8 protein-coding genes are annotated in these 10,234 nt (G+C 63.4%); 7 read left to right on the top strand and 1 reads right to left on the bottom strand.

Annotation, left to right across the window (positions count from 1 at the left end; all coding sequences use genetic code 11):
• Positions 1-15 precede the first annotated feature (15 nt).
• The 7 genes from VFR90_RS03005 to VFR90_RS02975 all read left to right on the top strand — a co-directional run bounded on the left by VFR90_RS03005 (position 16) and on the right by VFR90_RS02975 (position 9,289).
• Positions 16-1,266: a CmpA/NrtA family ABC transporter substrate-binding protein gene (locus VFR90_RS03005; protein WP_414676480.1), complete on the top strand. Its 1,251-nt coding sequence runs from the start codon at positions 16-18 to the stop codon at positions 1,264-1,266.
• A gap of 34 nt (positions 1,267-1,300) precedes the next feature.
• Complete coding sequence (gene ntrB / locus VFR90_RS03000) at positions 1,301-2,221, top strand: nitrate ABC transporter permease (protein ID WP_326404513.1); 921 nt, start codon at positions 1,301-1,303, stop codon at positions 2,219-2,221.
• 15 nt (positions 2,222-2,236) lie between these two features.
• Positions 2,237-3,061 (top strand): ABC transporter ATP-binding protein, encoded by an 825-nt coding sequence (locus VFR90_RS02995; RefSeq protein WP_326404512.1) that lies wholly within the window; start codon positions 2,237-2,239, stop codon positions 3,059-3,061.
• A 302-nt stretch (positions 3,062-3,363) separates the two neighbouring features.
• Positions 3,364-5,613, top strand: a complete 2,250-nt coding sequence (locus VFR90_RS02990; protein ID WP_326404510.1) for a type I secretion system permease/ATPase — start codon at positions 3,364-3,366, stop codon at positions 5,611-5,613.
• The gene (locus VFR90_RS02985; RefSeq protein ID WP_326404508.1) at positions 5,610-7,049 is read left to right on the top strand and encodes an HlyD family type I secretion periplasmic adaptor subunit; all 1,440 of its coding nucleotides are present in this window, start codon (positions 5,610-5,612) and stop codon (positions 7,047-7,049) included. Before VFR90_RS02990 ends, VFR90_RS02985 begins: the two co-directional genes overlap by 4 nt.
• 28 nt (positions 7,050-7,077) lie before the next feature.
• Entirely contained in the window at positions 7,078-7,461 is a 384-nt protein-coding gene (locus tag VFR90_RS02980; protein WP_326404507.1) for a hypothetical protein, read from the top strand.
• Positions 7,462-7,471: 10 nt separating this feature from the next.
• A complete protein-coding gene (locus VFR90_RS02975) occupies positions 7,472-9,289 on the top strand; it encodes an SPM autocatalytic domain-containing protein (RefSeq protein WP_326404506.1) in 1,818 nt (605 codons plus the stop codon).
• Between the two features lie 135 nt (positions 9,290-9,424).
• On the opposite strand, the gene lgt is transcribed toward VFR90_RS02975, so the two are convergent.
• On the bottom strand, positions 9,425-10,219 hold the full coding sequence (lgt, locus tag VFR90_RS02970) for a prolipoprotein diacylglyceryl transferase (protein ID WP_326404505.1): 795 nt from the start codon (positions 10,217-10,219) through the stop codon (positions 9,425-9,427).
• Positions 10,220-10,234: the final 15 nt, after the last annotated feature.

Below are 10,234 nucleotides of genomic sequence, written 5' to 3'. Positions count from 1 at the left end.
GAGAAGAACGAAGCCGTGGCGAGCGACGCACCGAGGCGCCGCTTTCTGAAACAGACCGCAGCCACGCTTGGCGGCGCGGCGATCATGTCTCTGGTGCCCCCGGGAATACGCCAGGCCGCGTGGGCGGCGGGCTCGGACGCGCCCGAGAAGAAGGAAGTCAAAGTCGGCTTCATCCCGCTCACCGACTGCGCCTCCGTCGTCATGGCTTCGGTGATGGAGTTCGACAAGAAGTACGGCATCAAGATCACGCCCACCAAGGAAGCGTCGTGGGCGAGCGTCCGCGACAAGCTCGTGAACGGCGACATCGACTTCGCGCACGTGCTGTACGGCCTGATCTACGGCGTTCAGATGGGCATCGGCGGTCCGAGGAAGGACATGGCGGTGCTGATGAACCTGAACCACAACGGCCAGGCGATCACGCTGTCGAAGAAGCTCGCGGACAAGGGCGCGGTCGACGGCGCTTCGCTGCAGAAGTTGATGACGACCGACCGCAGGGACTACACCTTCGCGCAGACCTTCCCGACCGGCACCCACGCGATGTGGCTGTACTACTGGCTCGCGAGCTACGGCATCGACCCGATGAAGGACGCGAAGGTCATCACCGTGCCACCGCCGCAGATGGTGGCCAACATGCGGGTGGGCAACATGGACGGCTATTGCGTCGGCGAGCCCTGGGGCCACCGCGCGATCGCCGACGGCATCGGCATCACCGCGGTGACGACGCAGGACATCTGGAAGGACCACCCCGAGAAGGCGCTCGGCACCAGCGCCGACTTCGTCGCGAAGTACCCGAACACCTGCCGCGCGGTGATCGCCGCGGTGATGGAGGCGGGCAAGTGGATCGACGCCAGCCTGCTCAACAAGAACAAGATGGCCGAGACGGTGGCCGACAAGGCCTACGTGAACACCAGCGTCGACGTCATCAACCAGCGCATCCTGGGCCGCTACCAGAACGGTCTCGGCAAGACCTGGGACGACCCGAACCACATGAAGTTCTACAGCGACGGTGCGGTCAACATGCCCTACCTCTCCGACGGCATGTGGTTCCTCACGCAGCACAAGCGCTGGGGCTTGCTGAAGGAGCACCCCGACTACCTCGCGGTGGCGACGAAGGTCAACCAGATCGAGCTGTTCAAGCAGGGCGCGGCGCTCGCGAAGGCAACGGTTCCGAAGGAGACGACGCGCACCAGCAAGCTCATCGACGGCACCGTCTGGGACGGCAAGAACCCGAAGGCTTACGCCGAAGGCTTCAAGGTCAAGGTCTGAACGCGGTGCGTCTCGACAACGAAGGAGCAGCAGCATGGTGAGTGCCGTCTTCCACGACCCGCTGGCCGCCTCGCAGGAGCCGGCCGAATCGAAGCGCGATACGAAGGCGATGGCCGCAGCAGTGGCGGCCAAGCCGGAGCCGGTGCCCGTGGTCGCCGGAACGCCGCGCGAGCCGTTCGACTGGCTCGGCTTCGCGGTGAAGCTTTTCGCGCCCATCGCCGGGCTCGCGCTGCTCGTCGGCATCTGGGCGCTGCTCACGATGAAAGGCGGCAGCTTCCCGACGCCGGGCGCGACGTGGGAGGCCGCGGTCAAGCTCTTCAGCTCGCCGTTCTACAGCCGCGGCCCGAACGATCAGGGCATCGGCTGGAACATCTTCGCCTCGCTGCAACGCGTGGCGGTGGGCTTCGGGCTCGCGGCGCTGGTCGGCATCCCGGCAGGCTTCCTGATCGGGCGCTTCGCGCTGCTCAACCAGATGGTCGCGCCGCTGATCAGCCTGCTGCGCCCGGTCTCGCCGCTGGCCTGGCTGCCGATCGGCCTGCTCGTCTTCAAGGCGGCCAACCCGGCGGCGATCTGGACGATCTTCATCTGCTCGATCTGGCCGATGGTGATCAACACCGCGGTCGGCGTGCAGCGCGTGCCGAGCGACTACCTCAACGTCGCGCGCGTGCTCAACCTCAGCGAGTGGAAGATCGTCACGCGCATCCTCTTCCCCGCGGTGCTGCCGTACATGCTCACGGGCGTGCGGCTGTCGGTGGGCACGGCGTGGCTGGTGATCGTCGCGGCCGAGATGCTGACCGGCGGCGTCGGCATCGGCTTCTGGGTGTGGGACGAATGGAACAACCTCAACGTCGCCCACATCATCATCGCGATCTTCGTGATCGGCATCGTGGGCCTGCTGCTCGAGCAGGCGCTGATGCTGGTAGCCAAGCGCTTCTCGTTCGACGACCACCATTGATCGGGAGCCACCGACATGAGCACCCCCTTCATCGAAGTGCGCGACGTGGAGATGGTCTTCACGGCCAAGGGATCACGCAACCGCGGCCGCTTCCACGCGCTGCGCGACATCCGGCTGGACATCAAGCGCGGCGAGTTCGTCACGCTGATCGGCCACTCGGGCTGCGGCAAATCGACGCTGCTGAACCTCATCGCCGGCCTCACGCTCCCGACCGCCGGCTCGCTGATCTGCGACGGCCGCGAGATCGCCGCGCCCGGTCCCGAGCGCGCGGTCGTGTTCCAGAACCACTCGCTGCTGCCCTGGCTCACCTGCTTCGACAACGTGCACCTCGGCGTCGAGCGCGTGTTCGGCTCCGGCGAGAAACGCGAGAGCAAGGCGCAGCTCAAGGCGCGCACCGACGCGGCGCTGGCGCTCGTGAACATGAGCCACGCGGCGACCAAGCGCCCGCACGAGATCAGCGGCGGCATGAAGCAGCGCGTGGGCATCGCGCGCGCGCTCGCGATCGAGCCCAAGGTGCTGCTGATGGACGAGCCTTTCGGCGCGCTGGATGCGCTCACGCGCGCGAAGCTGCAGGACGAGTTGATCAAGATCGTCGCGCGCACCGCGAGCACGGTGGTGATGGTCACGCACGATGTCGACGAGGCGGTGCTGCTGTCGGACCGCGTCGTGATGATGACCAACGGCCCGGCCGCGACGATCGGCGAGGTGATGGCCGTCAGGCTGCCGCGCCCGCGCAGTCGGCTCGAGCTGGCCGAGAACGCCGAGTACGTGCACTACCGCAAGGAGGTGCTCGACTTCCTGTACACGCGGCACGGGCACGTCGAGAAGGAAGCGGCCTGAAGCGCAGAAAGCCGGCACAGACTTTGCAAGATGCGAGCGGCTGCCTTGCGCAGTCGCTGTCTCCTCAGCAGGGCCCATGCCCTTTGTCCAGCCGCCCGGTGTCAAAGCCGGGCGGTTTTTTCTTGGTGCGCCACAGATGTGCGCGACATGCACCGCGCCGATTTCGGCGCGTATCACTGATCGCGAGCCACGCTGCGATCTACATCCGGTTGCAAAGCGAACACCCTCTCCATCGCTTTAGGGAGACGTTCCCGGCGCCGCGACAACTAGCATGATGCGATTAATTCGCGTTCTCGCACCTTGTGGCTCAACGGGACCTTCACCGACGAGCAGTACCTTCTGGCAGTCGGCGCTCGGCTGAGCAGGAGTCCGACCGAGTCCCAGTCACTGAGACTGAAGCCGCGGAAGCCCCGAACTCGCCTGCGCTCGTCGCGCTTTGCATAGCCGCCCGTCTGCATCGCATTGCCGCCGAGCCGGCGTCGCTGGCGCACCGACTGGGCTGGCCGCCGAGCCACCGATGTGATGCCGCTGGGCTATTGCTCGCCGCGAAGGAGCTGGGCCTCAAGGCCCGCCGCTCGCGCACTTCTGTCGATCGATTTCCGCTCGTTCCGCTGCCCGCTCTTGCGCTGATGCGCGACGGCCGCACCGTCGTCCTCGCGCAATGCGATGGCCAGCGCGTGCTTCTGATGGACACAGGGCAAGACCCGAGCGGTGCCCTGCAAGCCGGCCGTCCCACGATCGAGCCGCTGCCCGTCTTCGCCGAGCAATGGACCGGCGAGCTGATCCTGCTGGCCAGCCGCGCCAGCGTCGCTGGCGATCTCGCCAAGTTCGACTTCAGCTGGTTCATTCCCAGCCTCGTCAAGCACCGCAAGCTGCTCGGCGAAGTGCTGCTGATCAGCCTGTTCCTGCAGCTCTTCGCCCTCGTCAGCCCGCTGTTCTTCCAGGTCGTGATGGACAAGGTGCTCGTCCATCAAGGCTTGACCACGCTCGACGTGCTGGTCGCCGGCCTCGTCGTCGTCGTGCTGTTCGAGAGCCTGCTGACGGCCCTTCGAACCTACGTCTTCAGCCACACCACCAGCCGCATCGACGTGGAGCTGGGTGCGCGCCTGTTCCGCCACCTGCTCGCGCTGCCGCTGGCCTACTTTCAGGCCCGCCGCGTCGGCGACTCGGCCGCGCGCGTGCGTGAACTCGAGAACATCCGCAGCTTCCTGACCGGCAACGCACTGACCGTCGTCCTCGATCTGCTGTTCTCGGTCGTCTTCATCGCGGTGATGTTCGTCTACAGCGTGCCGCTGACACTGATCGTGCTCGCGAGCGTGCCGCTGTACCTGGGCCTGAGCCTCGCCCTCGTCCCCGTGTTGCGCGCGCGATTGAACGAGCAGTTCGCCCGCGGTGCCGAGAACCAGTCCCTGATGGTCGAGACGCTGACCGGCATCCAGACCGTCAAGGCCGGTGCCTTGGAGCCCCAGATCGCCCGCCGCTGGGACGACCAGCTCGCCGCCTACGTCGCCTCCAGCTTCAAAACCACCACGCTCGCCAGCTTCGGCCACGAAGCGATCAACTTGGTCGGCAAGCTCGTCTCGGCCGCCACGCTGTGGTGGGGCGCAAGACTGGTGATCGACGGCGAACTCTCGGTCGGCCAGTTCGTGGCCTTCAACATGTTCGCCCAGCGGGTGGCGCAGCCGATCATGCGCATCGCCCAGCTGTGGACCGACTTCCAGCAGACCGGCATCTCGATGGCCCGGCTCGGCGACATCCTGAACACGCCGACGGAGGTGCCGCCCAAGGCCGCGGCGCAACTGCCGCCGGTCAAGGGCCAGATCCGCTTCGAGCAGGTCGCCTTCCGCTACCGGCCCGAGGCGCCGGTCGTGCTCAACGGCCTGAGCTTGGACATCCGCCCCGGCGAAGTGATCGGCATCGTCGGGCGGTCGGGCTCCGGCAAGAGCACGCTGACCAAGCTGGTCCAGCGCCTGTACGCGCCCGAACAAGGCCGCGTGCTGATCGACGGCACCGACATCGCCCTGATCGACGCGGCTCAGCTGCGCCGCCAGATCGGCGTCGTGCTGCAGGACAACTGGCTGTTCAACCGCAGCGTGCGCGAGAACATCGCCGTCGCGGACCCGGCCGCGCCGATCGAGCAGGTGATGCAGGCGGCGCAACTGGCCGGCGCCCACGAGTTCATCAGCCAGCTGCCCGAGGGCTACGACACGCTGGTCGGCGAGCAGGGCGCCGGCTTGTCGGGTGGCCAACGCCAGCGCATCGCGATCGCCCGAGCGCTCTTCACGAGACCGCGCATCCTGATCTTCGACGAGGCCACCAGCGCGCTCGACTACGAGAGCGAGGCCATCGTCCAGCGCAACATGCAGGCGATCTGCCAGGGCCGCACGGTGATCGTGATCGCGCATCGCCTGAGCGCGGTCCGGCAAGCCAACCGCATCGTCGTGATGGAGCAGGGGCGTATCGTCGAGATGGGCTCGCACGAGCAGCTGGCGGCCAAGCCCAAGGGGCTGTACGCGAGCCTGTGGGCGATGCAGCAGGGAGCAACAGCATGAGCGCGGCTGCAAGTGCAAGCACTTCTCCGGCCTTCGCACTGCTCGCCCGCTATGCCGCCGTCCTCAAAGCCGCCTGGGCCGCACGCCACGCACTGGCCGGCCCGAAGCGCCTGGCCGATGAGCAGGCCTTTCTGCCCGCGGCGCTGAGCCTGCAGGACACGCCGGTGCATCCGGCACCGCGGCGCTTGGCGATCACGCTGTGTGCGCTGTTCGTCATCGCGCTCGCGTGGGCCATCTTCGGGCGCATCGACATCGTCGCGGTGGCGTCGGGACGCATCGTGGTCGGCGAACGGACCAAGACTTTGCAACCGCTGGAAGCGGCGGTCGTCAAGCGCGTGCTCGTCAAAGACGGCGATGCCGTGCAGGCCGGACAGGTGCTGGTCGAACTGGATGCCACCAACGCCAGCGCCGACGGCATCAGCGTGCAGGAACAACTGGCCTCGGCCGTCTCGGAAGAGCGCCGCACGACCGCCTTGCTTGCCGCCCTGCGCGCCGGCCGCCTTGCTCCCTCTCCCGCCTCAGCGGGAGAGGGCTGGGGTGAGGGCCACAAGCCCCACGACCAAGCCCAGCTCCACGCCGAATGGCAAGACCTCACCGCCAAGCTCTCCAAGCTCGCCGCCGAACGCGCCCGCCGCGAGGCCGAAGCGGCCACGGTGCACGAACTGATCGCCAAGCTCGAAGCCACGCTGCCCATCGCCCGCCAGCGCGAGGCCGATCTGCAAAAGCTCGCTGACCAAGGCTTCATGAGCAGCCACGCGGTGCAAGACCGCAGCCGCGAGCGCATCGAGCAGGAGCGTGATCTCGCCACGCAGCGCGCAAGACTGGCCGAAGCGCAAGCCGCCTTGCACGAAACCGAGCGCACTCGCGCTGCCTACCTCGCCGAGACCCAGCGAACCTTGAGCGAGCGCCAGGCCCAGGCCGCGCTCAAGCGACAGCAACTCACTCAGGAGCGCAGCAAAGCCGAGCAGCGCAGCCGTCTGACCCAGCTCACCGCGCCGGTGGCCGGCACCGTGCAGCAGGTGGCCGTGCACACCGAAGGCGGCGTGGTCACGCCCGCGCAGGTGTTGATGGTCATCGTGCCCAAGGACGCCGAGGTGACCGCCGAGGTCGTGATCGACAACAAGGACATCGGCTTCGTGCGCGCGGGCCAAGACGTGACGGTGAAGCTCGAGACCTTCCCCTTCACCCGCTACGGCACGGTCCCGGCGACGGTGAAGAGCGTGACGGCCGATGCCGTTGCCGACGAGAAGCGCGGCGCGATCTTTCCGGCCACGTTGACGCTGAACCGATCGAGCATCGACGTCGACGGCAAGCGCGTGAGCCTAAGCCCGGGCATGAACGTCACTGTTGAGATCAAGACTGGACGCCGGCAGGTGATCGACTACTTGCTCGATCCGATACATCGGACGGCCAGTGAAAGTTTGAGGGAGCGCTAGTGTCAGTTAATACACCGAAGGAGCCGACATGCCAATGACGACATTATTCGTGGGAGCAATCCTAGTGGCATTGTTTCATGAAATAGAACAACTACAAAAACAAACGCAGAAGGTGAGATTTTCTCAGATTATAAAAGCAACTCACACAAGAAGCAGTTTTGCAATACTTGCATTTTTAGCGCTAACGGCCGCGCTGGCCGCCGCAGAGATCTACCTGTACGGACAAGGCGAAATTTATACCGCCGGAACAGGATGGGCATGGATAATTAAGCTCGTCATTTTAACGGTAGGAATCACATGCCTATTCTTCGTTCGTCAACGCAATAGTGATCATCTTGAAAAGAACCCCAAGGTCTATCGCGCAACCATCATACTTGGCCTCGTTCTAGTATTTGCACTAACCTTCATTTAACGATTTCAATATGCCTACCAACGCAACCGAACTTGTTGACTCTACCCTTTCGCTAATACAAGTCGCTCAAGGCGGCTTTGAGGTTGGCAACAGCAACAACGCCTATCAAGCATATACGAATGCCCTCAATTTAGCCGGCACCTTTGCGGGACAGGGACCTTGGGCAGTTGGTCTCAATGCAGCGGCAACAGCCAACAACACGACGTCTGCAGTTGCATCATGGTCAACAGGCCAGCTACAACCCTCAGATGTCTTGCAGATTACGGCGTCGGCTTTATCGCTAGTAGTGGCAGCTGCAGCGATTTCTGGCGCTGCCGTCCCCCTATCCGCCATCGCTCTTGCTGGAGCGATAGGAATTGCAGCCGGTCCAGGTTTCATTAAAGATAACTTTAACGAACTGGCAACCAGAATCGGCACGCACATGAGCAACGGATTGTTAGGCAACACCCCCGCGAATCTAAATGCAATAGCATCAGGCGCGGCTTCCAGCGGCGGCTCAGCGATCGTCAGACAATACGATGGCGCGGGCGGCGGAGAGTTTGTTACGATCGAAATGCTTGACGTTAATGGAAATAGCTACGGGGAGATTGGCACTTTGTCAGGAGAGTATGCAAGGGACCTTGGAATACTACAACCAATTGTCGCCGGCGTAGTACATGGCGACCCGAACAATCCAGGGACTTACATTGAGACCTATCAACTGCCGCTCATCGACGTTAGTCAAGCAACTCCGGCAAGTTCGTCGGCAATCTCACTTACCGAAGCACAACAATCCCTGCTCGGTAGCTTTATTCAAAACGCTCCATCACTCCCAGGAAATACGGTCGATTACGCAATTTCAAGCTTGTTTTCAATGGGGATAACCCTTTCTCACAATATGTTTTCGCCTACTTCGTCTAGTTTTGAGTATGTCGGACTCATACAGTCGCTAAGCGTTGGGGAAGAGCAAACATGGTACTACGATAGCGGGCTCGCGGGGCTGGACTTTATGGCTTTATCTAATCTTGAGCCCGAGCTTGGCGCCTCGAAAGAATCCAGCAACATTGCCACCCGGATAGCGAACAGGATGTCTTCGCCTATGGTTATTGATGTCAACGGCGATGGCATAGAAACAACTAGCCTAAGCAATTCGGAAGTCTTCTTTGACTTAACTGGTGACGGAGCAAAAGAGCGAACTGGGTGGATCTCTGGAGACGATGCATTCGTCGTTGTCGACATTGACGGCAATGGCCAAATTGACGACGCGTCCGAAATGTTTGGCGGTGACTTGCGCGGCGAGGGCTATTCTGAACTCGCGTTGATGGATGATAACGCGGACGGTTTACTGAATGCGCAAGACGCATCTTTTGCTCGATTGCAGTTATGGCAAGATCCCAACGCGAATGGAGTTGTGGATGCGGGCGAACTTAATTCACTCAACGATTCGGGCGTGACTGAACTGGCTCTCCAATACCAAACGACTAGCGTCTACAATAACGGCAATTTGATTGGTGAGGAATCATCCGCCACGGTATTTGGCAACGAAAGACTGATGGCCGATATTTACTTTCGGTATCAACCAGCCGAAAGCAACGACTCAAGAAGTAGAACCGTCTATATGGAGCCCGGACAAGTTGTGCTTAATTCGCAAACCAGCTTTTGTTTTGATTCGCTCGACCAGAGTGGGGTCGAGCGAGCCGGAACCATAGCAACACGGGCGCAAGGCCTTGTTGAAGCGATTGGCTGCTTCGCTTCTCCAGCAGCAGTAGATGCGAACTACGGTAATAGCTTTAATTCCGAGAAGACCTTGGAGTGGTCGACTTGTGGATTGGGATATGTAGGCGCGTAGCTGGCACAGCCGTTTCTGGACGCACGACTGAGTTGCGCAGTCGCTGTCTCCTCGGCAGGGCCCACGCCCTTTGTCCAGCCGCTCGGTGTCAAAGCCGAGCGGCCTTTTCTTCGTGCAGCGCTGCACCGGCGTGGCTCAAGCCGCCCGGCTTGCGCGCACCCACATCGCGATGCCCACGAGCACCATCGGCACGCACAGCCACTGGCCCATGCTCAGGTCGAGCGCCAGCAGGCCGAGGAAGCGATCGGGCTCGCGGAAGTACTCGGCGATGAAGCGGAACGCGCCGTAGCCGACGAGGAAGGCGCCCGACACCTGCCCCACCTTGCGCGGCTTGCGCGCGTACAGCCACAGCAAGACGAACAGCAGCAGCCCTTCGAGCGCGAACTGGTACAGCGGCGACGGATGCCGCGCGACATCGGAGCCCGACTGCGGATAGACCATCGCCCACGGCAGCGACGGATCCGCCGCGCGGCCCCACAGCTCGCCGTTGGTGAAGTTGCCGAGGCGCCCGCTGGCCAGACCCGTCGGCACGCACGGCGCGATCAGGTCGGTCACCTCGAGCCAGCGCCGGCCGCGCCGTTTCGCGAACACCGCCATCGCGACCAGCACGCCGAGCAGCCCGCCGTGGAAAGCCATGCCGCCCTTCCACACCTGGATGATCTCGAGCGGATTCGCCGCGTAGTAGCCCGGCTTGTAGAACAGCACGTAGCCGATCCGGCCGCCGATGATCACGCCGACGACGCCGTAGAACAGCAGGTCCTCGACGTCGCGCCGCGTCCAGCCGTTCTCGCGGAACGGGCTGTGCGCAACGCGCAGCGACGCGAGCCACAGGAACAGCCCGAAGGCGACGAGGTAGGTCAGCCCATACCAGTGGATCGCGATGGGGCCGAGCTGGATCGCGACCGGGTCGAACTGCGGGTGGATCAGCATGGAGACGGCGCGGGC

This window comes from Methylibium sp. (assembly GCF_035762065.1).
Taxonomy (GTDB): Bacteria; Pseudomonadota; Gammaproteobacteria; order Burkholderiales; family Burkholderiaceae_C; genus Methylibium.
The sequence above is the reverse complement of the archived record's forward strand: the minus strand, read 5'-3'. Positions and strand labels throughout refer to the sequence as shown.

Excerpts from the sequence above, each read along its gene's own strand:
- ntrB (WP_326404513.1), top strand. The coding sequence starts at position 1,301 with ATGGTGAGTGCCGTCTTCCACGACCCGCTGGCCGCCTCGCAGGAGCCG.
- VFR90_RS02995 (WP_326404512.1), top strand. The coding sequence starts at position 2,237 with ATGAGCACCCCCTTCATCGAAGTGCGCGACGTGGAGATGGTCTTCACG.
- VFR90_RS02985 (WP_326404508.1), top strand. The coding sequence starts at position 5,610 with ATGAGCGCGGCTGCAAGTGCAAGCACTTCTCCGGCCTTCGCACTGCTC.
- VFR90_RS02980 (WP_326404507.1), top strand. The coding sequence starts at position 7,078 with ATGCCAATGACGACATTATTCGTGGGAGCAATCCTAGTGGCATTGTTT.
- VFR90_RS02975 (WP_326404506.1), top strand. The coding sequence starts at position 7,472 with ATGCCTACCAACGCAACCGAACTTGTTGACTCTACCCTTTCGCTAATA.
- lgt (WP_326404505.1), bottom strand. The coding sequence starts at position 10,219 with ATGCTGATCCACCCGCAGTTCGACCCGGTCGCGATCCAGCTCGGCCCC.